Source organism: Amycolatopsis sp. NPDC051758 (assembly GCF_044453095.1).
In the GTDB taxonomy this organism is placed as follows: Bacteria; Actinomycetota; Actinomycetes; order Mycobacteriales; family Pseudonocardiaceae; genus Amycolatopsis.
Window position 1 is genome coordinate 214,970 of record NZ_JBITCJ010000007.1, and the last position, 22,174, is coordinate 237,143.

Below are 22,174 nucleotides of genomic sequence, written 5' to 3' on the forward strand. Positions count from 1 at the left end.
TCGGTCAAGCGCAGGTCACCGCCGCGTCGGCCCAGTCGCCGTGGTCGGAGTCCTTGTCGTCGCCGCCGTCGGTCACCTCCAGCGTCAGTCGTCGGACTCCCGTGACGTCGGCGCGGACCGGCACCGCGCCGTCGGCCGAGTGCAGGACCGGTGTCTCCGTCAGCAGCCGGCCGTCGCCGAGGACGCGAAATGCCACCGAAGCCGGGTCCCCGACCTCGTCGTCGATGCCGGTGATCGCGGTGAACGCCGTGCACGCGCCGCCGAGCCAGAGCGTCACCGAGCTGGGCGCGTTGGTGCCCAGGCCGTGCGCGTAGGTTGTGCCCGCGATGGTGAGCGGGTGTCCGTCACCCTCGGCGGTGTCGCCGTTCGACTGGTCGCGCTCCACCGGGCCCCAGCCGTTGGACGACGCCAGGAACGGCAGCGCGCTGACGAGCGCCGTGCCGGTGGGTGCCGGCGGCGGGATGAACGCGCTGGTGACGCCCTCGACGTGCACCGGCCGGGCCTCGGGGTCGCCGCGGAAGCGGTAGGTCGCCACCACCGGCAGGTCGGTGGTGCCCGCCGGGCCGCCGGTGAACCGCCACGTGCCCGTCACGGTCTGGCCGGCGAACAGCACCGGCCGGAAGACCGGCCTCCCGGTCACCTTCCACCCGGCCGGGGAGACCGGCCCGAGCTCGACGTTGTGCAGCGGCGCACCTGCGGGCAGCACGAAGGTCGCCGACACCTGGACCGTCGTGCCCTCCGCCGTCGACGGCGTGACGCTCAGCTTCGTTTCGGGCACCTGCCGGACTTCCTGATCGCAGTTCGTCCGGCCGGGCCGCGCGGGACAGAGGATCGTGACGAACCCGCCGTTCTTCGCCACCGGCACGGACAGCCGCCCGGCCGCGCTCACCGTCGTCTTCTCCCGCACCAGCCCCGACGGCCCGTCGCGCAGGGTGTCGGCGAGCCAGCGCCCGTGGCCGAGGAACCCGAGCGGCGCGTCGACGGTCTTGGCCGGGCCCGCTTCGATGCCGCCGACGAACCAGCGGTCGCCCGAGCGCTTGGCGAACACCGCCTCCTGTCCGGGCCGCCCGGACAGCAGCCGGGTTTCGTCCCACACCGTCGGCAGCTGGTCGAGCGTGTGCAGCGCCTCCGGCCGGGCTTCGTAGTTCTCCGGCTTGTCCGCGCCGTGCTGCCAGCCCGACTCGTAGACGAAGAACGTCGCCACCTCGTGGGCGTCGGTGGTGTCCCGATCGGACACCACGAACGCGGTCGGCGTGTAGTCCATGCTGCCGACGACGTTGCGGGTGAACGGGAACATCGTGTTGGTCGCCGCGCGCGTCTTGAACTGCTCGGCGCCGCGGACGGCTTCGAAGCTCATCACGTGCGGCCAGGTCCGCTGGAAGCCGCGGGGGATGGTCGCGCCGTGGAAGTTGATCATCAGCCGCTGCTGCGCGGTGGCCCGTGCGATGTCGTCGTAGAACCCGAAGCGCGCCTGCGTGTCGGAGTCCATGAAGTCGACCTTGATCCCGGCCACGCCCCACGACTTGACCAGCGGCAGCCACTTCGCGCGCTCGGCGGGGGAGTCGAGGGTGTTCCACCGGAACCACAGGATCACCTCGACACCGCGGGCGCGGGCGTAGCGGATGACGTCCGGCACCCAGGAGGCGTCCCAGCCCTCGTCGATGAGCAGGTAGGGCCAGCCGTTGCGTGCGGCGAAGTCCGCGTACTGCTTCTGCCGCACGGGATCACTCGGACTGTCGTGTTCGGACAGCCACGACCAGGCCACCTTGCCCGGCCGGACCCATGAAGTGTCCGCCAGTTTCGACGACGGCGCGAGGTCGTCGACCAAAGTGGACTCCGTGACCGTCGCCAGGTCACCGGTGATCGCGACTCGCCAGGGTGTCGCGAAAGGCCCGGTCGCTTTGATCGCGGCGTCGGCGAGCTTGATCGTGTAAGCGGATGTGCCGGCCGCGTGGGCCAGCCGGGCCCCGGAGTACCGGCCGTCCACATCGGACTCGGTCAGGAGCGTGTAGGTCCCGTCGCCGGTGTCGAACAGCGACGGGAAGCCGTACTCACCCGCGGCCGCGCCGCTCGCGGTGGTTTCGACGCGGACCTTCTCGTAGTTGGGGGAGTAGGGCAGCAGCCAGGCCGGCGCCGACGCGGGAAGGGTGAACGACGACGCCTCGCCGGTCACCGTCACCGGCCCGCCGGTGGGCAGCACGTAACGATAGGCAACGCCGTCGGCGGCCGCGCGCACCACGACGTCCAGCCGTGTCCCGCCGGAACCGGCGAACGACAACGTCGTCTCCGCCGCCCGCGCGTGCCGCTGGAGGCGTTTGCCGGTGGTCATCGTGTAGCGGTCGTCGACAACGCGGTCGGTGCGGCGCAGGAACCGCAGGTCGCGAGTCAGGTCGGCGGTTTTTGTCCGCAGGCCCAGCGGGGCGGGGGCCAGCACGGTCGTGGCGCCCCGGGACACCGCGAAGGTCAGGCCGCCGTCGCCGGTGCGGGTGACCGCGGCGGTCACCGCACCGGTCAGGCTGACCGTCCAGCGGTCGGCGGCGTCGGCGGGCATCGTGGCGACCAGGGTAGCCGTCAGGGCCGCCACGAGCGCCGTGGCGACGCGCCTCACCGGCCCGCCCCGGTCAGCTGCTCGTTCAGGTACAGGAACGCGCCGAGCCCGTGGAAGTCGTTGGTGACATGCGGCCGGTCGAGGTAGTACCGGCCGTTGCCGACGTTCGTGCCGACGCTGATGTCGTCGATCCGCGTGGTGCCGTCGGTGGCTTGGGAGACCTTCGCGAGCACGCCGGCGTACCCGCGGTCGATCACCGGCCGGTACTCCTTGCCGACGTACCCGCGCTGCACCGCCCGCGAAAGCGTGTAGGTGTACAGGCTGGAGCAGGACGTCTCGGTCCAGTTGTCGGCCGCGGTGGGCTTGACGGTCAGCTGGAACCATCGGCCGGTCACCGGGTCCTGCCAGCGGCGGAAGCCCTGCGCGAGGTAACGCACGATGCCGACGAGGGCGCCGCGCTGCGGGGCCGCCGCGGGCAGCGCGTCGAGGACGTCGACCGTCGCGGCGCCGAACCAGCCGACCGCGCGGCACCACACGTCCGGGGACAGCCCGGTCACCGGATCGGCCCAGCTCTGTTTCCGCCGCTCGTCATACGCGTGGTACAGCAATCCGCTCGGATGCCGCAGATGGGTGAAATAAGTGAGCAGCTGCTGCGCCGATTCGGTGGTGCTCGCCGGGTCGGCGAACTCCTTTCCGTAACGCGCGAGGAATGGGTCGAGCATGAATGCGCCGTCGGCCCACAGCTGTCCGGTGAACGCGGTGTTGTGAATGAAGCCGCCGTCGGTGGTCCGCGGATAGGTGGCCAGCCGGTCGTGGATGCGCCGGGCGGCGAGTGGGTAACGCGGGTCGCCGGTTTCGCCGGCCAGCACGAGGAAGACGTTGCCCGCCAGCATGCTGTCCAGGTCGTTGTACGGGTTGCCGGTGCTGCCGTCGGGCTGAACCTTGGCGGCGCCCCAAGTCTCGAGGTAGTCCAGGTAACGGCGGTCGTGCGTGCGCTGGTAGACGCGGTGCAGGCCGAGCAGGAAGAGGGCGTCGGTGTACCCGAGGCCCAGCGACGTCGCCGGGCGCGCCGCGATCGTCGAATCGGCGACGGCCCGCGACCAGTCGGCCGGCGCGGCCGCGGCCGGTTGCGTGACGAGCGTCAGCCCGAGAACAGCGGCGAGAAGTGCTTTCCGGAACGCCAAAGAACCCAGCCCCTTTGCTGCGCGGAAAGAACGGCGGTGGTGTCGATCACCGATCTTCGGCGGTCGTTCCGGAGCGGGTCAACGGACAGAGCAGGACTGATATTATCTTCCGGCTTCGAGGTATTCGCGGAAATGGTCGGCGACGACGTCGGTGACGCCGGCCGGATCGAGCTTGCCGTCGATCTCGAGGACGCGGATGCCGAGCTCCCGCGCCGACCGCACGGCCTGGGCGGCGAGCATCCGGTCGCGGGTCAGCCGGGTCCGCTGCTGCGGGATCGCGGGTTCGTCCGGCCGGTGCCGCAGCTGGTGCTGGCGGAACAGCTCGGTCGGCACGAGCACCACCATCCGGCGCGGCGAGTCCACGAGCGGGGCGACCAGCTCGGGCCGCAGCCCCCGGCCCTCGGCGAGGATCGGCCGCGGTGACGTCAGCGCGCGCAGTTCGTCGAGCGCGCAGTCGAAGCCGTGCCGGAACTCGGCGAGCATCGCGGCCAGCTGGTCACCGGCGGGGACGTCGTCCGGCAGGGCGTCCCGGGTCCGGTGGTCGTGGTGGTAGGTGGTCAGCCCGTGCCGCTCGGCCAGCAGCCGGGCGACGGTGGACTTCCCGGTCCACGGGGCGCCGCCGATCCACAGCGCCTGGTGCAGAGTGCCGAACGGATCCGAGGTCATCAGACGACTATCGCGGGCCCGGCGGCCCGATGGCCAGTGTTCCGGCGCCGGTTGATCCGTTCAGCGCAGGGTGACCCGGCACGCACGCCCCGCGGTCACCTCTGGTCGCTCTCGTCGTCGACCACGAGCACGGTGGAACTGTCCGCGAAGCCCGGTTCCCGGTCGAGCCGGAAGCGGAACTGCGAGCCCGGCCGGATCGCGGCGATCACCTGGGTCTCGGCCGTGTCGAGCACGATGATCGCGTGCTCGGCGGTGATCGGCTCGTCCCGCAGGACCACGTCCGGACGCGGCTGCGGCACCACCACGGGGAGCGGCAGGGTCCCGCTGACCGAGCCCGATCCGTCGTCGTCTTCGTGGTGCGCGGGCGTTTCGAACGGCGGCGGCGGGACGAGCTGCGGGCGCCGCCGCCACCAGAGCCCGGCGATCAGGCCGGTCAGCAGGCCACCGGTGCCGCTGACCGCCGAGGCCAGCCCGATCCCGAGGCCGGAAGCTTCCTCCGCGGGCTTCGCCTCGGCAGGCTTGGCTTCGGGGGCGGCCGGCGGCAGCGGACCGAACTGCACGGCCGGGTCCTTGGCGTCCTCGGGCAGCTGGAGCACCTGACCGGGCTCGATCGCCGCGGGGTCGGTGAACGGGGTTCCGTCGGGGCGCGGCCGGCCCTGGTTGAGCTGGTAGATCTCGGGGAACCGCCGCCCGTCCCCGAGTGCGCGTTCGGCGATCTTGAACAGCGTGATGTCGTCCGGGTTGTCGGCGTGCGGGACGATGTAGTACTTCACCGGTGGCGGCGCCGGCTGCGCGAGGGCGGGGCCGCCGGCGAGCACGGCGAAGAGGACTCCGGCGCAGCCTGCTTGCCCGGCCCGGCCGAGAGCGCGGCGCACCGCGGGAACCCGGTTTTCGCCCATCGTCGGCACCCTCTCCCCGGTGACCCCGGCGGATCACGGTGTTGCCCCTTTACACGGGTCGGGTGCGGGCGTGGTTCAGATCTTGCCCGGGGCCGGGGGTTCGGAAGCGCGAGACGTTCGCCCGGGCCGGGTCCGCGCCGGACGGTCCGGGTCAGATTTCGTCCCAGGGCACGGTTTCGTAGGCTTCCGCGAGCAGCTTCACCGCTCGATCCGCGGGCGGCAACACGAAGCCGTCCACCGAAGCGACCGGGCGCCCCGGCGTTTCCGAGTTCGTCAGGAACATCGTGTCGAACCCGCCCAGATCGGCGGGCCGGACCTCGCGCGTCTCCTGCGGCACACCGAGCCGGTGCAAGGCGTCCTGCTGGACCAGCATCGTGATCCCGGGCAGGACTTCGGCTTCCGGCCAGACGACCGTGTCCCCGGCCAGGAAACCCGCGTTCCACACCGAAGCTTCGCTGATCCGGCCGGCGTGGTCGACGAACAGCGCGTCGTCGTACCCGGCGAGCTCCGCCTGGCGGGCGTGGTGGATCAGGCCGAACGTGCCGAGGTGCTTCACCTGCGGCAGATCCCGTTGGTACCGCACGGTCCGCAGGCGCAGCGGCGCCGGGTCGACCGGGTGCGGCGGGAGCGTGCGGACCAGGATCTCCGGTGTCATCGGCTCGTCGAAAGAGCGTGTGAGCACCAGGACCCGCACGGAAAGGGCCGGTTCGCCCGCGATCGCCTGCCGGACGTAGGCGCGCACGCGCTCGACGTCGAGCTCCGCGCCGAACAGCAGGCGGGTGCTCGTGGTGAGCCGGTCGAGGTGGTGGGCGAGCCCGCGGACCCGCCCGTCCCGGACCTGCATCGCGGTGAAGTGACCGTAGGAGGTCATCGTCGCGACGAAGGCGTCCGGGCCGAGCGGGACCCCGTCGAGCTCGGAGCGGACCGCCACTACTGGACGGTGACGCCCGTGAACTTCACCTGCTTGGTCGGCGCCCCGGTCCCGTCCTGCGGGTTCGGGTTAGCGATGCCGGCCTTGGCCACCGCGTCGAGCACCTTGAGGCCCTCGTCGCTGATGCTGCCGAACACCGAGTACTCCGCCGGGAGGCCTTCGGCGCTGCCGTAGACCATGAAGAACTGGCTGCCACCGGAGTTCGGGGCCTGCGTCTTCGCCATCGCGAGGATGCCGCGGCCGTACTTGATCTCCGGGAACGCCTCGTCCGGCATCGTGTAGCCGGGGCCGCCCTGACCGTCGTTCGTCGGGTCGCCGGTGGCCGAGGGGTCACCGCACTGCAGCATCTGCAGGCCCTCGGTGCCGAGCCGGTGGCACATGGTGTCGTTGTAGAAGTTCTGCTTCGCGAGGTTGATGAAGCTCTGCACCGCACACGGCGCGAGCGCCCGGTCGAGCGTCAGCGGGATGTCGCCCGCGGTGCTCTTCAGCGTCACGTTCACCGTGCCGGTCGACGGGACGTTCTTGCCGTCGGGCAGGTTCACCTTCTTCGGCGCCTTGCCCGTCGTGTCGGCTTTGTAGTCGCACGTCGTCGGGTTCGGCAGCGCCGCGGTCCGCTTCGGCAGCGCGGTGCGCTCCGTCGGGATCTGGACTTCGGTCGGCGGCGGGGCGGCCGAGGACGACGCGGCGGTGTCGGTGTTCTCGCCGCCGTTCGCGCTCACGATCCACACCACCACGCCCGCGACGACGAGCACAGCCACGCCGACCACACCGGCGCCGATCCTCCGGCGTCGCTTCTGCTGCTCCAATCGGCGCTCGAGCTGCCTCTCGAGCTTGCGCTTCGCAGCTTCGCGGCGCTGCTGGTTGGTCGCCACCCCGTACCCTCCCAGGTTTCCGCTCGTGTCACACGTCTGAGGTAGCGGCAGTGTATGGGCACAGCCTGTGAGGACCATGTACAGGGCCCGCTAGTCTCAACCCGATCGTGATCGGCGCCATCCGGCGCGGAAGTCCGGGAGGCGTTCGGTGCTCGTCGTCGGGTTCGGCAGCGGCCCGCTGCAGGCCAACTGCTACCTGCTGGCGGACGCCGCCGGCGGGCCGTGCCTGGTCGTGGATCCCGGACAGGAGGCAGGCGCGCCGCTGGCGGCCGCGCTCGCCGAGCACCGGCTGGCCCCGGCGGCGCTCGTGGCCACCCACGGGCACCCCGACCACGTCGCTTCGGCCGCTTGGCTGGCGGCCGAGCACGGCGTTCCCCTGCACCTGCACCCCGCGGACGCCGCGCTGTACGACGGCGAGAGCGTGCCACTCGAGACGGGGACCTTCGCCGGTCTGAACGTCGACGTCCGGCACGTCCCCGGCCACACGCCGGGCTCGGTGGTGCTGAGCCTGGGGACGGCCGAAGGCGGGCGGGTCGCGCTGACCGGTGACACGCTGTTCGCCGGGTCGGTCGGCCGCGGCGCCGACGCGGAGGCGGTGCGGGGCCTGCTGGCGAGCCTGCCGGACGACACGGTGGTGCTGCCGGGCCACGGCCCGGCGACGACGATCGGCCGGGAGCGCGCGGGCAACCCGTTCCTCGCCGGGACAGGGGCATGAGCATGGCGCAGGAGCCGGCCGAACGGCTGGCGCTGTTCGAGGAGGACCCGCGTGGCCGCCGTCGCCGGGGGATTTCGGGACTGATCGGCGTGGTGATCGTCGGGGCGGCGTTCGGCGGCATCGCCGGCCTGATCGGCGGCACGGTGACCGGGCTGGTCGTCGCGCTGGTGATCGCCCTGCCGCTGCTGTACGTGATGGCGGTCAGCATCCGGCGCCGCGTCTGGCTGGAGGGCTCGACGCTGCTCGTCCGCACCTGGGGGCTGCGCCGGGTCGACCTGGTCACCGCGACCCGCCTCGACCTCGTCGTCGGCGACGTCCGGGGTTCTCGCACGGTGAGCCTGCTGGTCAACGCCGGGCAGCGGGGCAAGGTCGCGAAGGTGGACCTCGCGGTGTTCTCCGGGACCGGCGGGCGCGAGCTGGGCATCCTGCAGCTGCGGAAGCTGGCGAACGCGCTGATGAACAACACCGAGGCGAACGGCCTGGTGTTCGGGGAGCTGCTGGTCGCCGAGCTGAAGGCCGAGGCACGCGGCACCGGCGTGGCGGACCGCCCGCTCTACCGGCTGGCGTCGGTGGCGCCGTCCGGCAAGTACGTGCAGCGGTTCACGATGGAGGCCGTCAGCCGGTTCGTGGCGACTCTCGACTGAGCTCCTCGTCCTCCTTGCGGAGCTGTTCGAGCTGGTAGACGAGCTCCGGGACCTCCTGCGCGATGTACGCCGCGAGCCGCTCGACGTGGTGCAGCGTCGTGCGGACGTCCTCGAGGGCTGCCGCGATGCGGGGCAGCGATTCGACGGCCTGGACGGTGCTGGTGACCACCCGCAGTGCACCCCGCACAAGGCACCGCGGTCCGGCGAGCAGGAACATGGCGCCTCCCGGGTCGGCTGCCGCCTTCCTACCGCGTTCTCGCTGGTCCGGCGCGGCCGGGGTGCGCCGGTGTTACGGGTGGGACGGAACGGCCTTCGTGGTGCTGCTGAGGTACCCGGCCGGCTCCCGTGAGGCGATCAGGGCGGCGAGCACGGTCGTCACCGGGACGGCCGCGACGATGCCGACACTGCCGGCGAGCGTCCGGATGATCTCCTGCGCGATCTCTTCGCTGCCGAGCAGCGCGCCCAGCCCGACCCCGGAGATGGACGAGTACAGCAGCACCGGCAGCGCGGCCCCGGCGTAGGCCATGACGAGCGTGTTGACCGCCGAGCCGACGTGGTCACGACCGATCCGCAGGCCGGAGCGGTACAGCTCCTGCCAGCTCAGGTCCGGGTTGGCGCGGCGGAGCTCCCAGACGGCGCTGGTCTGGGTGACGGTGACGTCGTCGAGCACACCGAGCGCGCCGATGACGACGCCGGCGAGCAGCAGCCCCCGCGCGTCGATGCCGTGGCCGAGCGACCCGATCAGCGTCGACGTGCTGTCGTCGAGCCCGGTCAGTGACGCGGCGGCGGAGAAGATCGCCGACAGGACGCCGATGAGCGCGAGGCTGACGAGCGTGCCCAGCACGGCGGCGGACGTTCTCGCCGACAGCCCGTGTGTCAGGTACAGCGCGATGAACATGATCGCGCCCGCGCCCGCGATGGCCACCACCAGCGGGTTCTCGCCGGCGAGGATCGCGGGGAGGATGAACAGCGCGATCACCAGGAAGGACAGGCCCAGCGCAACCAGCGCGGCCAGGCCCTGCCAGCGGCCCAGCACCAGCACCGCGACCGCGAAGAGCGCGGCCAGCACCAGCAGCGGGGTCCCGCGCTGGAAGTCGACCAGCTGGAAGCTCGCCGGGTCGGCCGCGTTCCCGCCGTTGTAGGCGAGGACAACGGCGTCACCCGCGGCGAAGCGTGGTGTGCTGGGCTCGATCGGGACGGTCAGCTTGAGCTGTTTCCCGTTGGCCGGGCCGTCGGTCATGGTGAGGTCGACGGTCAGGCACGGCTTGGCGTTCGGGTCGCTCTGGTCGCCGACCTGCACCTGGCCCTGGGCGAGGCAGGGACCGGTGTTGGTGGTGGTGATGCTCGCGGCCACCGGGGTGCCCTGCGGGACGACGCTCGTCGGGTCGGCCTTGCCCCAGGGGTAGAGCACGATCATCCCGGCCACGGTGGCGACGGCGAGCGGGGCGAGCAGCCAGATCAGCAGCAGCCGGACACGGCGTGACGCCGGGGCGGCGGGCCCGTGGCCGTGGCCATGGCCGTGCCCGGTTTCCGCGGGTTTTCTTGTGGTGGCCGAGGGTTCGGCAACGGCTTCGGCCGGCTTCGCGGCGCGTCGCTGGGGTCCAGTGTCGGCTCGGTTCTCGGCGGGAATCCGCTGTGCGCCGGTGTCGGCCCGCCTGGCCGCGGCGGGAGTTCGTTGGGTCCCGTTGTCGGTGCGGCCGGCTTCGGCCGGGATCCGCTTGCCCCCGGCGGGAACCCGTTGCGGCCCGGTGTCGGCGCGCCGCCGCGGTGCGGCAGGGGAGTCGGCCGCGCGTCGGGTGCCTTCGGGCGGCGTCCGGCGGGCCGGTTTCCGGGGCGTATCCGACGTTCCGGACGTTCCGCGAGCCGGGGAAGGGGACACCTCGTCGGTGATCCGGCGAATCGGGCCGGTTTCGTCGTCGTCGAGGTCGGGGCGGTCCACCCGCACATCCTGACAGCGGGATTCCGCGCCCCGCGCGAGGGGCCGCCGACGGCCCGGTTCGTCCGGATGCGCCGTGTCGTCCGCCGGGGTACGCGAGTTCGCCGTTCCGGTCCGGCACGGATGGACGACGCGCGTACCCGGGTGGACGACACGGGGTCAGCCGTAGGCCTGGCGCACGTGGACGCGCCGGTAGGCCGACGGCGGGGTGTCGAAGTGGTCGAGGAAGGCCTGCCGCAGCGTCTCGGTGGAGCCGAAGCCGCAGCGGCGGGCGATCGTGGCCAGCGGCAGGTCGGTGCCCGACAGCAGGCGGGCCGCCTGCTCGGTGCGGATCGTCCGGACGTACCGGCCGGGTGTGGTGCCGAGGTGGGCGTCGAACAGGCGGGTGAGCTGGCGGGCGCTGATCCCGGCGCGGGTGGCGAGCGCCGGTGTGCCGAGGTCGTGGTCGAGGTGCTCGGCGATGTACGCGGTGAGGTCGCGGACCTCGCGGTGCTCCGGCGGCGGGCCGGCCAGGAACAGGCTGACCTGGGCCTGGTTCCCCGGCCGCTGCAGGTAGGTCACGAGCGACCGGGCCACTTCGCGGGCCAGCGTCGGCCCGTGGTCGGCCTCCACGAGCGCCAGGGTCAGGTCGAGCCCGCTGGTCACCCCGGCCGCGGTGTAGACGTTCCCGTGCCGGACGTACAGCGGCACCGGGTCCACGGTCACCGCCGGGTAGTCCTCCGCCAGTTTCGCCGCCCAGCGCCAGTGGGTGGTCGCGCGGCGGCCGTTGAGCAGGCCCGCCGCGGCCAGCACCTCGGCGCCGGTGCAGACCGACGCCACCCGCCGGCTGGTCTGCGCGAGCCGCCGGATGTGGGCCAGCACGCGTTCGTCGGACGCCGCCGTCGTGCTGCCCCAGCCGCCGGCGACGACCAGCGTGTCGAGGTCACCGGCGACCTGGTCGAGCCGCAGGTGCGGCTGCAGGACCAGTCCGGAGCAGGTGCGGATGCCCTGGCCGTCGAGGTTGGCGAGCCGGATCTCGTACGGCGGGCGTGCACCGTGGCGGTTGGCGGCGTCGAGCACGTCCGCCGGGCAGGCGACATCCAGCAGCTCGACGTCGGGAAATCCGACGATCGTGACCCGTCTGGGTGAACCCGCCATGATCGCACGCTAGCAGCCGGACCGGCGCTCGGACGCGGTTCGCAGGTTTTCGGACATCCGCGTCACTCCGGGCCCCGCGAGCCGCCACGCTCGGGTGCATGACCGATGAGCAGAAGACCATCGCCTTCGTGGTGTACCCGGGGCTGACCCCGCTCGACCTGGTGGGCCCGCTCCAGGTGCTCAGCGCGCTGGCCCAGATCGACCCGACCTACCGGACCGTCGTGGTGGGGGCCACGAAGGACACCGTCGGGACCGACACCCCGCTGCGGATCGCCCCCAGCCACACGTTCGACGAGGTGCCGTCGCCGTTCGCGGTGCTCGTGCCCGGCGGCACCGTGCCGACGCTGCGCGCGATGGCCGACGACGCGCTCCTCGCCTGGCTGCGCACCGCGGCCGCGGGCGCCGAGCTGGTGACGTCGGTCTGCACCGGTTCGCTGGTCCTCGGCGCGGCGGGGCTGCTCGACGGCAAGGAGGCGACCACGCACTGGATGTTCCGTGACGTCCTCGCCGGGCTGGGTGCGACACCGGTCGCCCGGCGGTGGGTCGAAGACGGCCGCGTGATCACCGCGGCCGGCGTCTCGGCAGGCATCGATCTGGCCCTGCACCTGGTGGAACGGCTGGCGGGCCGGCAGGTCGCGACCAACGTCCAGTTCGTCATCGAGTACGACCCGGAACCGCCCCAGGGCGCCCTGGACTGGGCAAACCAGCCGTATGGCGACCTCACGCCGCTTCGTGAGCACACGTTGCGCGCGGGCCTGGCCGACCACCCGGAGCTGCTGGCGAAACTGCTCGCCCACGCGTAAGCCCAACGGCCTCGGCCATCCGGGTGATGCGCGGACGGACCGCGCACCCGGCGGCTAGATTCAGCTCGCTCGATCAGGTGATCTCCGCGGGTGGGGTGTAGCCGTGCGGTTCCAGGTCCTCGGCCCGATGACGGCCTCCGTGCCGCTGCCGTCGGCGGCCCAGCCGCGGCGGCTGCTCGCCGTCCTGCTCGCGCGCGCCGGCCAGTTCGTCGGCCGCGACACCCTCGTCGACGAGCTGTGGCCGGACGGCGCGCCGTCGAGCGCCGCGGCGATCGTCCAGGTCACCGTGTCGAAACTGCGCAAGTCGCTCTCACCCGGCCTTGGTGCTGCCGAGGCCGGGCAGCGCCTGCGGTCCGGGCCGCGGGGCTACGCGCTGGCCGTCGAGCCGGGGGAGCTGGACTCGGACGACTTCCTGACGCTGCTGTCCGCCGGTGCCGACGACCGGGCCCAGCGCCGCCGCGCGCTCGAACGGGCCTTGGCGTGCTGGCGGGGTGACGCCTTCGCCGACGTCGCCGGCGGCCCGCTGCTGGAAGCGCACAAGCTGTGGCTGGAGGACCGGCGGTCGGCGGCGCTGCTGCAGCTGGTCGAGCTGGAGCTCGCCGACGGGGACGGCCGGGCCGTGGTCGAGCGGCTCGCCCCGGTGGTCGCGGCGCGCCCCGCGGACGAGCGGTTCGCCGCCCGACTTGCGTCCGCGCTCGGCACGGTCGGCCGCCGCGAGTCGGCCCTGGAAGTGCTCCGCCGGACGCGGCGGGCGCTCTGGGAAGAGGCCGGTGTGTGGCCGGGTGCGGACCTCGTCGCGGTGTACCGCCGGATCGCCGGCACCGAGTGGACAACCCCGGGCCCGCCCGCCCAGCTGCCGCCCGCGGTGCCCGACTTCACCGGCCGCGCGGCCGAGCTCGCCGACATCAGCCGGGCCCTGCGCGGTCCGGCGCCGATCGTGCTCCACGGAGCCGCCGGGGCCGGGAAGTCCGCGCTGGCCGTCCAGGCCGCGTGGCGAGCCCGCCGCCGGTTCCCCGACGGCCAGCTGACCGCTTCGCTGCGCTGCCAGGACGGAACACCCGCGGATCCGGCGACCGTGCTGACCGGGTTCCTTCGCCTGCTCGGCGCCACACCCGCGGAGCTCGCCGACCGCGCCGGCCTGGCCGGGCTTTGGCGCAGTTACACCGCCGACCGGCGGCTGCTGGTGCTCCTGGAGGACGCCGCGTCCGAGGCCCAGGTGCGGGCCCTGCTGCCGAGCGGACCCGGCTGCGCCACGCTCGTCACGGCGCGCCGGGAGCTGTCCGGATTGTGCGGCGCGCACCCGGTTCCCGTCCCGGAGTTGTCCACTGAGGACGGTTGGGCGCTGCTCGCGGCGATCGTGGGGGAGCCGCGGCTGCGTGCGGAACCCGAAGCAGCGCAACGACTTCTCGGCCACTGTGCCGGGCTCGCGCTCGCCGTCCGGATCGCCGGTGTCAAGCTCGCAGCGCGACCCGGTCAGCGGGTCGCCGAACTCGCCGCGCGGCTCGCCGACGAACGTCGTCGCCTCGACGAGCTGACCACGGGCGACCTCGGCGTCCGCGCCACCGTGACGTCGGCGCTGCGGGACCGGCCCGCGTCCGAGGGCGCCCTGCTGCGGCTGCTCGCCGCCTTCGACGGCGCCGTCCCGGACTGGTGCGCCGCGGCGCTGCTGGACCGTCCGCTCACCGAGGCCCGCGACCGGCTCGACGCGCTGGTCACCGCCCACCTGCTGGAGCCGGCCGGGACCCGCTGGGTGGTACCGCCGTTCCTCCGGCTGGTCCTGGCGGAAAGCCCGGAGACCGACCGGGTCGCGCTGCGCCGCGCGTGCGAGGTCACCCTCGTCCTGGCCGAGCACGCCCGGGGTCACCACGCACCCGGCCTGCCGAAACCGGATCCGGCGGCACTGCGCCGGGTCGCGGCCGACCCGCCGGGCTGGGCGGCGGAGGAGACGGGCCTCATCGCCGCCGCCGTGCGCCTGGCGAGCGCGAACGGCTGGCACGAGCTCACCGAACGGCTCGCCGACGCGTGCACCGCGCTGGCCGGCCGGCCGTGGCTCGGCCCCGACGCCCGCGCCGTGTCGGTGCTCGGCCTGGCCGCGGCCCGCCGCCGCCAGGACCCGCGCGCGGAAGCCGAAAAGCTGTACAACCTCGGCTCGGTCCACCTGCAGCACGGCCGCGGGCGCCAGGCGCGGAGCTACTTCGTCATGGCCGAAACCCGCTTCCGGCGGCTGGACGACCCGCAGGGCACGGGCGCGGCGCTGGCCGCGCTCGCCGACGTCCACCTCGACGGTGGTGACCCGGGTGCCGCCGAGGCCGAGCTGCGGGAGGCGCTCGACCTGTTGCGCGACTGCGGGGACCGGCGCGGGCAGGCGGCCGTGGCGGCGCAGCTGGGTTCGCTGGCCGAGGACGTCGGCGACGTGCGGCGCGCGGTCGAGAGCTTCGAGGTGAGCATGCTGCTCGCCCGGGAGTGCGACGACGGCCGCTGGCACGACCAGGCCGCCAAGCGCTACGCCGACGTCCTGCGCCGTCACGGCGGCTGCGACCAGGCGGCCGACCTGCTCACCGGCGCGCTCGGCGGCGCCGTCCGCACGCGCGAGCGGCACTGGGAGGCGCACGTCCTGCGCAGCCTCGGCGACCTGCACACCGAGGCCGGGGAGCTCGGCGACGGTGAACGCTGCCTGACGCGGTCGCTGGCGCTGTTCGAGCAGATCGGGCACCGGCACGCCGCCGCCTACACCCATCGCAGCCTGGCCGAGGCCCGCCGCCGCGCGGGTGACCCGACGGGCGCGCTGTGGCACGTCCGGGCCGCGATGGGCGTGTTCCGGGAGCTGCGCGACCGCCGCGGCGCCGGATACGCCCTGCTCAGCCTCGGCCGGACGCAGGCGGACGGCGGCGCCGGGCCCGAGGCCGCGCGGAACCTGCGGACGTCGGCGGACCTGTTCCGGGAGCTCGGGTTCCCGCTGTGGGAGCTGCGCGCGTTGCGGGAGCTCAACGGCGTCACCAGTGAATCCCCGGCGCACGAGAGAACCCGTGAAGTCTTGACGAAGATCAGAACCTGAGTGCCGCCGAACCCCTACCCGCGGCCGCGTCGTTTGGCGAAGTTATGGCCGTCCGCATTTGGCTGCCGCCCATCGGATCGACGTACCGAGGAGGCAAGTCATGTCGGGACAACGGATGCTCGTGCGGGCGGCGGTGGGGCTGACCGCTTCGGCCGCGACGGTGGTTTTCGCCACCATCGGAACCGCTTCGGCGGAGGTCGAGGTCACCAAGCTCAGCCAGTCGGCGGCCGCGTCACAGCTGTCCGCGGCCGGGGTGACCCACTCGTCCAGCGGCGGCTGCACCACCAGGTCGAACTCGACCTGCACGTCCTACGAGCAGATCAACCAGACCACCGTCACCGGCGTGATCACGCTGAAGCGGGCGAGCGGCTGCGCGATCAACATCACCGGCGGCACCGAGGTCGGGCACGCGTCGGGCACCTACAGCCACTACAACGGCTACAAGGTGGACATCTCGCACAACAGCTGCATCGACAGCTACATCAAGAACTCCTTCGCCTACGCCGGCCTGCGCGGCGACGGCTACCCGCAGTGGAAGGCCGGCTCCGGCAACCTCTACTGCGACGAGGGCAACCACTGGGACATCACGTACTACACCTGCGGCTGCTGAGCTTTCCGGCCGGGACCTGCCCGTTCCGAGGGCTGCGGGCAGGTCCCGGTTACGCACCGCGACGCCCGGGCGTGAACCGCGATGATCGGCGCGGCGGCGGGTTTTGTGCTCCTGGCCGGTATCTACCTCGTGCTCGCCCCCAGGATCGCCGGTTTCGGCGGCGCGGGTGTGCTTGCGCTGAGCAACACGCTGGTCGGTCTGGTCCTGGTGGCGTTCGCGATCACCCGCACCGCCACGCGGCGGCTGTCGCTGATCGGCTGGGTGGTCCCGGTCCTCGGCGCGTGGGCCGCGCTTTCGCCGTGGCTGCTGCGACAGGCGGGGGAGACCCAGCCGTCGACGGCCGCGCTGGTCGGCAACGTCGTCGCCGGCGCGGTGGCGGGTGTGGCGCCGGCTAGTTCTTGACCAGCAGCCAGCCGGCTTCACCCGGCCGGTACGGGGATTCCGCGTGTTTGGCGACGATGCCGGGCAGGCCGTGCTGGCGGCTCGCGCCGGCGACGGCCTCACCACCGCCGGAGAAGTAGCGCGGCACCTGCCAGTGGCGGTCGGTCACGGCCAGGCCGTCCAGCAGTTCCCGGCGGTCGGTGTAGGGCAGGTCGAGCGTCGGCTTGCCGTCGAAGTGCAGGACGTCGGAAGCGAAGTAGAAGACCGGGCAGCTGGTCTTGAGCCGTTTCGCGGCGGCGCCGTCGGCCCGCCGGCGTTCTTCGAGCCCGTCGGGGTAGGGCTTGCCGTCCTTGACCACGACGACCTCGCCGTCCAGCAGGACTTCCGTCGAGCCGAACTCCTCGCCGAGCTTGTGCAGCTCGGGGTAGCGGCCGGTGACGTCGGCGCCGGTGTCATCGTGAAGGGTGACGCGGCCGCCGGAGACCTGCATCATCGTGCGCAGGCCACCCCAGGCGAACTCGTAGGCCCACGCGTCGTCGTCGGCGGGCAGGTCACCCGGCGCCGCCGTCATCGGCTCGAGGAACTCCGGCGCGTCCTCGTGCCCCGGCTCGGCCGGGTCGAGGCGCCGCAGCGTCCAGTCACGGTCGTCGTCACCGTTGTGGCGGTTGAAGAAGACGTACTTGCCGCGCGCCCGCTCGCCGTGGAAGACGACCTCGACCTTGTGGTCGTTCCAGTGCAGGGTGTCGTACTTCCCGGTGTCCCACACGGTCATCGTGCCGCCGCCGTACTCACCGGCGGGGATCTCGCCCGCGAAGGTGAGGTACTCCATCGGATGGTCTTCGGTGTGCACTGCGAGCCGGTTGACACCGGGAGTGAGCGGCAGGCCCTTCGGCACGGCCCACGACACGAGCACGCCGTCCCGCTCGAACCGGAAGTCCCAGTGCAGCCGGGTGGCGTGGTGTTCCTGGATGACGAAGAGATCGTCGTCGCCGGGCTCCGGCGGGCCGTCCGGCCAGGGTTCGGGGGTGCGGTCCTTGCCACGCTTGCCGCGGTACTCGGAGAGTTTGTCCGCCATCGCCGGCCCGGTACCCCTTCCGCTCGGGAGCGTCCAGGATACCGGGGAACGGCAATGGCCCGGACGGCGGCGCGGCTTTCGAGGTCGCCGGAAAGCCGTGAAGGCCCCCTTCCCGGCCATAAGAGCCGGTAAGGAGGCCTTCACGGGCAACAATCGTCAGTCCGTCTCCGCCATGGCTTCCGCGAACTGAGCCGCATACAGCCGCGCATAAGCGCCGCCGCTGTGGAGCAGCGTCTCGTGGTCGCCCTGCTCCACGATCCGGCCGTGCTCCATCACCAGGATCACGTCGGCGTCGCGGATCGTCGACAGGCGGTGGGCGATGACGAAGCTGGTTCGCCCGCTCCGCAACGAGTTCATCGCCCGCTGGATGAGCACCTCGGTGCGGGTGTCGACCGAGCTGGTCGCCTCGTCGAGGATCAGGATCACCGGCTTGGCCAGGAACGCGCGCGCCACCGTGATCAGCTGCTTCTCGCCCGCGCTGACCGTGCCGCCCTCGTCGTCGAGCACCGTCTCGTAGCCGTCCGGCAGGGTGCGGACGAACCTGTCGACGTACGTCGCCGTTGCCGCTTCGATGATTTCCTCGCGGCTCGGGTCGTCGGCGCCGTAGGCGATGTTCTCCGCGATCGTGCCGCCGAACAACCACGCGTCCTGCAGCACCATGCCGGTCTGGTCGCGCAGCTCCTCGCGGTTCATCTTCGCGATGTCGACGCCGTCGAGCGTGATCCGGCCGCCGTCGAGCTCGTAGAACCGCATGAGCAGGTTGACCAGCGTCGTCTTCCCGGCGCCGGTCGGGCCGACGATCGCGACCGTCTGACCGGGTTCCACGGTCAGCGACAGGTCCTCGATCAGCGGCTTGTCCGCCAGGTAGCGGAAGGAGGCGTCCTGGAACTCGACGCGCCCGCGCACCGGTGAAGGCCGCTCGGGATCGGCGGGCTCGGGCTCCTGCTCCTCGGCGTCGAGCAGCGCGAACACCCGCTCGGCCGAGGCGACACCGGACTGCAGCAGGTTCGCCATGCTGGCGATCTGCGTCACCGGCTGGCTGAACTGGCGCGAGTACTGGATGAACGCCTGCACCTCACCGAGGGTGAGGCTGCCCGAAGCGACGCGCAGTGCGCCGATCACGGCCACCAGCACGTAGCTCAGGTTGCCGATGAACATCATCGCCGGCTGGATCATGCCGGAGATGAACTGCGCCCGGAAGCTCGCCTGGTACAGCGTTTCGTTCTGCTTGTCGAAGATCGCGGCGGACTCGTCGCGGCGGCCGAACACCTTGACCAGCGAGTGCCCGGTGTACATCTCCTCGACGTGTGCGTTGAGCTTCCCGGTCGTCGACCACTGCTTGATGAAGTTCGGCTGCGCCCGCTTGCCGATCTTCGCCGCCACGACCGCCGACAGCGGCACCGTGAGCAGCGCGATCAGCGCCAGCAGCGGCGAGATCAGGAACATCATGATCAGCACGCCGATCACGGTCAGCAGCGACGCGACGATCTGGGACAGCGTCTGCTGCAGCGACTGCGCCAGGTTGTCGATGTCGTTGGTGACCCGGCTGAGCACCTCACCGCGCGGCTGGCGGTCGAAGTACTTCAGCGGCAGCCGCGCGAACTTGTCCTCGACGTCCTGGCGCAGCCGGTACACCGCCTGCTGCACCAGCGTCGTGGTCAGGCGGGCCTGGATCAGCCCGAAGAACGACGCGATGACGAACAGGGCCAGCACGGTCAGCAGGATCTGGCCGACCTTGTCGAAGTTGATGCCGACACCGGGCACCAGGTCGACGCGGCTGTAGATGTCGGCGAGCGTGCTGTCGCCGCGGGCCCGCAGCCCGGCGACGACCTGCTCCTTCGTGACGCCCGGCGGCACCTGCTTGCCGAGCACGCCGGCCAGGATCGCGTCGGTGGCCTGGCCGAGGATCTTCGGCCCGATCACGGTCAGCGCGACACTCGCCGCACCCAGCACGAGCACGCCGACGAGGGCCGCCCGCTGCGGCGCCAGCATGCGCAGCAGCCGCTTCAAGGACCCCTTGAAGTCCAGTGCCTTCTCCGGCGGCGCGCCGCCGGCCATCCAGCGTCCCGGGCCCGCGGTCGCGGCCCCGGTGTTCTTCTGCCGCTCGGCGGTGGGCCGTTCCCCGGCCTCGGTGACGGCGGACTCTTCCGTGGTGCTCACGCCGCCTCCTGTTCGGTCAGCTGGGACAGCACGATCTCCCGGTAGGTTTCGTTGCCGTCCATGAGTTCGTGATGGGTTCCGGTGCCGACGACGCGGCCCTCGTCGAGGACGATGATGCGGTCGGCGCCCCGGATGGTGCTGACCCGCTGCGCGACGATGACCACCGTGGCGTCGGCGGTTTCCGGCACCAGCGCGCGGCGCAGGGCCGCGTCGGTCGCGTAGTCGAGCGCGGAGAACGAGTCGTCGAAGAGGTAGATCTCCGGCTTGTGCACCAGCATCCGGGCGATCGCAAGCCGCTGCCGCTGCCCGCCCGAGACGTTCGTGCCGCCCTGGGCGATCGGTGCGTCCAGCCCTTCGGTCATCGCTTCGACGAAGTCCTTGCCCTGCGCCACTTCCAGCGCGTGCCACAGTTCTTCGTCGGTGGCGTCCGGGTTGCCGTAACGCAGGTTGGTCGCGATCGTGCCGGCGAACAGGTACGGCTTCTGCGGCACCAGCCCGACCGCGCGGGCGAGCACGTCGGGGTCGAGGTCGCGGACGTCGACGCCGTCCACCTTCACCGTGCCCTGAGTGGCGTCCATCAGCCGCGGGATCAGGTTGAGCAGCGTGGTCTTGCCGGTACCCGTCGACCCGATCACGGCGGTGGTCTCACCCGGCCGCCCGATCAGCGAGATGTCGCACAGCACCGGCTTTTCCGCGCCGGGGTAGCGGAACTCGACCCCGGACAGCTCCAGGTGCCCGTGCACGGTGCCGGGCCGGATCGGCGTCACCGGCGGCCGGACGCTCGACTCGGTGTCGAGCACCTCGGAGATGCGCTCGGCGCTGACCTCCGCGCGCGGCACCATCATGAACATGAAGGTGGCCATCATGACCGCCATCAGGATCTGCAGCAGGTAGGACAGGAACGCCGTCATGGCGCCGATCTGCATGCTGCCGGAGTCGATGCGCTGCCCGCCGAACCACAGCACCGCGACGCTGGATGCGTTCATCACCAGCATCACGATCGGGAACATCAGCGCCATCAGCCGGCCGACCCGCAGCGACACGGTGAGCAGCTCGTCGTTGGCGACGTCGAAGCGCTGCCGTTCGTGCTTGTCCCGGACGAACGCGCGGATGACGCGGATGCCCATGATCTGCTCGCGCAGGATCTGGTTGATCCGGTCGATCCGCTCCTGCATCAGCCGGAAGGCGGGCCGCATCTTGGCGATGATCAGCCCGACCGCGATCGCCAGGATCGGCACGATCACCAGCAGCAGCGAGGAGAGCGGCACGTCGAGGTTGAGCGCCAGGATGATGCCGCCGATGCACATGATCGGCGCCGACACCATCAGGATCAGCGTCATCAGCACCAGCATCTGGACCTGCTGGACGTCGTTGGTGGTGCGGGTGATCAGCGACGGCGTGCCGAACTGGCCGACCTCGCGGGCGGAGAAGTCCTGCACGCGGTGGAAGACGCCGGCGCGGATGTCGCGGCCGACCGCCATCGCCGTGCGGGCGCCGTAGTAGACCGCGCCGATCGAGCCGGCGATCTGGGCCAGCGTGACGACGAGCATCATCGCGCCGACCCGCAGGATGTAGTCCATGTCGCCCTTGATCAGGCCGTTGTCGACGATGTCGGCGTTCAGCGTCGGCAGGTAGAGCATGGCGATCGTCTGCACCAGCTGCAGGACGACGATCGCCCACAGCGTCCCCTTGTACGGGCGCAGGTGACTGCGCAGGAGCTTGACTAGCACAACGGTTCCCCCAGTGCGGTGGTGGTGTTCGGTCCGGGATTCGGTGCGGTGCCGCCGGTCAGGGTGGGCATCCCCGTGGCGAGTTCGTCGAGCAGCCGTTCCAGGGTCGGCAGGAACGGCTCGCCTTCGGTCATGAACCAGTTGACGAAGGCGACGCGGACGGCGCTTTCCACCGAGGAAGCCATCAGCCGGCACAGCAGGTGGTCCGCCCCGCCCGCCCGCTTCGCGATGGTCTCGGCGAGGACGCGTTCGACCGCCGCGTGCGCGTTGAGGAACTCGCCGCGCAGCATGAGCTGGCCCATCAGCTCCCGGATACGCGCAACATACGCGCGATCCGGCTCGCCCTCACGCGAATATTGGTGGAGCACCGCCTGCTTGACGGACTCCCAGAGCGGCTCGCCCTCCGGCCGGGCGAGCAGCGCTTCGCGCATCCCCTCGTGGCGGTCGACGACCATCGAGCAGACCGCCTGCTCCTTGCTGGAGAAGTAGTTGTTGAATGTGCGGGGCGAGACACCGACCTCGGCGGCGATGTCCTCCACCCGCACGTTCTCCAGTCCGCGGTCCATCGCGAGCCGCAACGCGGCCTGCGCGAGGGCCCGGCGGGCCTCGCGCTTCTTGCGTTCCCGCAGCGTGAGCTTCGGTGGTTCGTCCGGCGGCATGAACGGAGTGTAGCGAAAAACTTGCGGGGCACGCAAAAAGTTGCGTGCCCCGCAAATTTGGGACGAAACGGACACTGCCTGGGATTTCGCCGTGAGTTCCCTCGTCGGCTGCGATATCGGCTGCCGTGTGCGCTCCGTTGCGACACGCAACTTGCAAAAATGAGCCGAT

19 protein-coding genes are annotated in these 22,174 nt (G+C 71.9%); 6 read left to right on the forward strand and 13 right to left on the reverse strand.

Going from position 1 to position 22,174, the window contains the following annotated elements:
• Positions 1 to 4: 4 nt before the first annotated feature.
• The 6 genes from ACIA5G_RS31395 to ACIA5G_RS31420 all read right to left on the reverse strand — a co-directional run bounded on the left by ACIA5G_RS31395 (position 5) and on the right by ACIA5G_RS31420 (position 7,100).
• Positions 5 to 2,608, reverse strand: a complete 2,604-nt coding sequence (locus ACIA5G_RS31395) for a glycoside hydrolase family 97 catalytic domain-containing protein (RefSeq protein ID WP_395929690.1) — start codon at positions 2,606 to 2,608, stop codon at positions 5 to 7.
• Positions 2,605 to 3,732 (reverse strand): glycoside hydrolase family 105 protein, encoded by a 1,128-nt coding sequence (locus tag ACIA5G_RS31400; RefSeq protein ID WP_395929692.1) that lies wholly within the window; start codon positions 3,730 to 3,732, stop codon positions 2,605 to 2,607. Before ACIA5G_RS31400 ends, ACIA5G_RS31395 begins: the two co-directional genes overlap by 4 nt.
• A 102-nt stretch (positions 3,733 to 3,834) precedes the next feature.
• Positions 3,835 to 4,398 (reverse strand): hypothetical protein, encoded by a 564-nt coding sequence (locus tag ACIA5G_RS31405; RefSeq protein ID WP_395929694.1) that lies wholly within the window; start codon positions 4,396 to 4,398, stop codon positions 3,835 to 3,837.
• Positions 4,399 to 4,493: 95 nt separating this feature from the next.
• On the reverse strand, positions 4,494 to 5,297 hold the full coding sequence (locus ACIA5G_RS31410; RefSeq protein WP_395929696.1) for a LysM peptidoglycan-binding domain-containing protein: 804 nt from the start codon (positions 5,295 to 5,297) through the stop codon (positions 4,494 to 4,496).
• A 151-nt stretch (positions 5,298 to 5,448) separates the two neighbouring features.
• On the reverse strand, positions 5,449 to 6,228 hold the full coding sequence (locus tag ACIA5G_RS31415) for an aminotransferase class IV (RefSeq protein WP_395929698.1): 780 nt from the start codon (positions 6,226 to 6,228) through the stop codon (positions 5,449 to 5,451).
• The gene (locus tag ACIA5G_RS31420) at positions 6,228 to 7,100 is read right to left on the reverse strand and encodes a peptidylprolyl isomerase (protein ID WP_395929700.1); all 873 of its coding nucleotides are present in this window, start codon (positions 7,098 to 7,100) and stop codon (positions 6,228 to 6,230) included. Before ACIA5G_RS31420 ends, ACIA5G_RS31415 begins: the two co-directional genes overlap by 1 nt.
• 148 nt (positions 7,101 to 7,248) lie before the next feature.
• Here ACIA5G_RS31420 and ACIA5G_RS31425 point away from each other — a divergent pair, with 148 nt between their 5' ends.
• Both ACIA5G_RS31425 and ACIA5G_RS31430 read left to right on the forward strand, forming a co-directional pair.
• Positions 7,249 to 7,815 (forward strand): MBL fold metallo-hydrolase, encoded by a 567-nt coding sequence (locus tag ACIA5G_RS31425; protein WP_395929702.1) that lies wholly within the window; start codon positions 7,249 to 7,251, stop codon positions 7,813 to 7,815.
• Positions 7,812 to 8,459: a hypothetical protein gene (locus tag ACIA5G_RS31430; RefSeq protein ID WP_395929704.1), complete on the forward strand. Its 648-nt coding sequence runs from the start codon at positions 7,812 to 7,814 to the stop codon at positions 8,457 to 8,459. Before ACIA5G_RS31425 ends, ACIA5G_RS31430 begins: the two co-directional genes overlap by 4 nt.
• Here the strand turns inward: ACIA5G_RS31430 and ACIA5G_RS31435 are convergent.
• From ACIA5G_RS31435 to ACIA5G_RS31445, 3 genes are all read right to left on the reverse strand, one after another.
• The gene (locus tag ACIA5G_RS31435; RefSeq protein ID WP_395929706.1) at positions 8,431 to 8,676 is read right to left on the reverse strand and encodes a hypothetical protein; all 246 of its coding nucleotides are present in this window, start codon (positions 8,674 to 8,676) and stop codon (positions 8,431 to 8,433) included. The two genes, ACIA5G_RS31430 and ACIA5G_RS31435, sit on opposite strands and share 29 nt — an antisense overlap.
• A gap of 72 nt (positions 8,677 to 8,748) precedes the next feature.
• Positions 8,749 to 10,398, reverse strand: coding sequence for a YibE/F family protein (locus ACIA5G_RS31440; protein ID WP_395929708.1), 1,650 nt, complete (start codon positions 10,396 to 10,398; stop codon positions 8,749 to 8,751).
• Between the two features lie 156 nt (positions 10,399 to 10,554).
• Positions 10,555 to 11,532 carry a GlxA family transcriptional regulator gene (locus tag ACIA5G_RS31445; RefSeq protein WP_395929710.1) on the reverse strand — a complete coding sequence of 326 codons (978 nt, stop codon included), beginning with the start codon at positions 11,530 to 11,532 and terminating at the stop codon, positions 10,555 to 10,557.
• 98 nt (positions 11,533 to 11,630) lie between these two features.
• Here ACIA5G_RS31445 and ACIA5G_RS31450 point away from each other — a divergent pair, with 98 nt between their 5' ends.
• The 4 genes from ACIA5G_RS31450 (at position 11,631) to ACIA5G_RS31465 (ending at position 16,402) form a co-directional block, all read left to right on the forward strand.
• A complete protein-coding gene (locus ACIA5G_RS31450) occupies positions 11,631 to 12,335 on the forward strand; it encodes a DJ-1/PfpI family protein (protein ID WP_395929712.1) in 705 nt (234 codons plus the stop codon).
• 103 nt (positions 12,336 to 12,438) lie between these two features.
• A complete protein-coding gene (locus tag ACIA5G_RS31455; RefSeq protein WP_395929714.1) occupies positions 12,439 to 15,390 on the forward strand; it encodes a BTAD domain-containing putative transcriptional regulator in 2,952 nt (983 codons plus the stop codon).
• 100 nt (positions 15,391 to 15,490) lie between these two features.
• Positions 15,491 to 16,000, forward strand: coding sequence for a hypothetical protein (locus ACIA5G_RS31460; RefSeq protein ID WP_395929716.1), 510 nt, complete (start codon positions 15,491 to 15,493; stop codon positions 15,998 to 16,000).
• Between the two features lie 81 nt (positions 16,001 to 16,081).
• Entirely contained in the window at positions 16,082 to 16,402 is a 321-nt protein-coding gene (locus tag ACIA5G_RS31465) for an SPW repeat protein (RefSeq protein ID WP_395929718.1), read from the forward strand.
• On the opposite strand, the gene ACIA5G_RS31470 is transcribed toward ACIA5G_RS31465, so the two are convergent.
• The 4 genes from ACIA5G_RS31470 to ACIA5G_RS31485 all read right to left on the reverse strand — a co-directional run bounded on the left by ACIA5G_RS31470 (position 16,392) and on the right by ACIA5G_RS31485 (position 22,005).
• Positions 16,392 to 17,456: a DNA polymerase ligase N-terminal domain-containing protein gene (locus ACIA5G_RS31470; RefSeq protein ID WP_395929720.1), complete on the reverse strand. Its 1,065-nt coding sequence runs from the start codon at positions 17,454 to 17,456 to the stop codon at positions 16,392 to 16,394. The two genes, ACIA5G_RS31465 and ACIA5G_RS31470, sit on opposite strands and share 11 nt — an antisense overlap.
• Before the next feature lie 156 nt (positions 17,457 to 17,612).
• On the reverse strand, positions 17,613 to 19,616 hold the full coding sequence (locus ACIA5G_RS31475) for an ABC transporter ATP-binding protein (RefSeq protein ID WP_395929722.1): 2,004 nt from the start codon (positions 19,614 to 19,616) through the stop codon (positions 17,613 to 17,615).
• The gene (locus ACIA5G_RS31480) at positions 19,613 to 21,346 is read right to left on the reverse strand and encodes an ABC transporter ATP-binding protein (protein ID WP_395929724.1); all 1,734 of its coding nucleotides are present in this window, start codon (positions 21,344 to 21,346) and stop codon (positions 19,613 to 19,615) included. The genes ACIA5G_RS31475 and ACIA5G_RS31480 overlap by 4 nt, the downstream gene beginning before the upstream one ends.
• Positions 21,340 to 22,005: a TetR/AcrR family transcriptional regulator gene (locus ACIA5G_RS31485; protein WP_395929726.1), complete on the reverse strand. Its 666-nt coding sequence runs from the start codon at positions 22,003 to 22,005 to the stop codon at positions 21,340 to 21,342. The genes ACIA5G_RS31480 and ACIA5G_RS31485 overlap by 7 nt, the downstream gene beginning before the upstream one ends.
• Between the last annotated feature and the right edge of the window lie 169 nt (positions 22,006 to 22,174).

Coding starts and splice junctions, on each gene's coding strand:
- ACIA5G_RS31405 (WP_395929694.1), bottom strand. CDS start 4,398: ATGACCTCGGATCCGTTCGGCACTCTGCACCAGGCGCTGTGGATCGGC.
- ACIA5G_RS31435 (WP_395929706.1), bottom strand. CDS start 8,676: ATGTTCCTGCTCGCCGGACCGCGGTGCCTTGTGCGGGGTGCACTGCGG.
- ACIA5G_RS31445 (WP_395929710.1), bottom strand. CDS start 11,532: ATGGCGGGTTCACCCAGACGGGTCACGATCGTCGGATTTCCCGACGTC.
- ACIA5G_RS31485 (WP_395929726.1), bottom strand. CDS start 22,005: ATGCCGCCGGACGAACCACCGAAGCTCACGCTGCGGGAACGCAAGAAG.
- ACIA5G_RS31465 (WP_395929718.1), top strand. CDS start 16,082: ATGATCGGCGCGGCGGCGGGTTTTGTGCTCCTGGCCGGTATCTACCTC.
- ACIA5G_RS31470 (WP_395929720.1), bottom strand. CDS start 17,456: ATGGCGGACAAACTCTCCGAGTACCGCGGCAAGCGTGGCAAGGACCGC.
- ACIA5G_RS31410 (WP_395929696.1), bottom strand. CDS start 5,297: ATGGGCGAAAACCGGGTTCCCGCGGTGCGCCGCGCTCTCGGCCGGGCC.
- ACIA5G_RS31430 (WP_395929704.1), top strand. CDS start 7,812: ATGAGCATGGCGCAGGAGCCGGCCGAACGGCTGGCGCTGTTCGAGGAG.
- ACIA5G_RS31450 (WP_395929712.1), top strand. CDS start 11,631: ATGACCGATGAGCAGAAGACCATCGCCTTCGTGGTGTACCCGGGGCTG.
- ACIA5G_RS31460 (WP_395929716.1), top strand. CDS start 15,491: ATGTCGGGACAACGGATGCTCGTGCGGGCGGCGGTGGGGCTGACCGCT.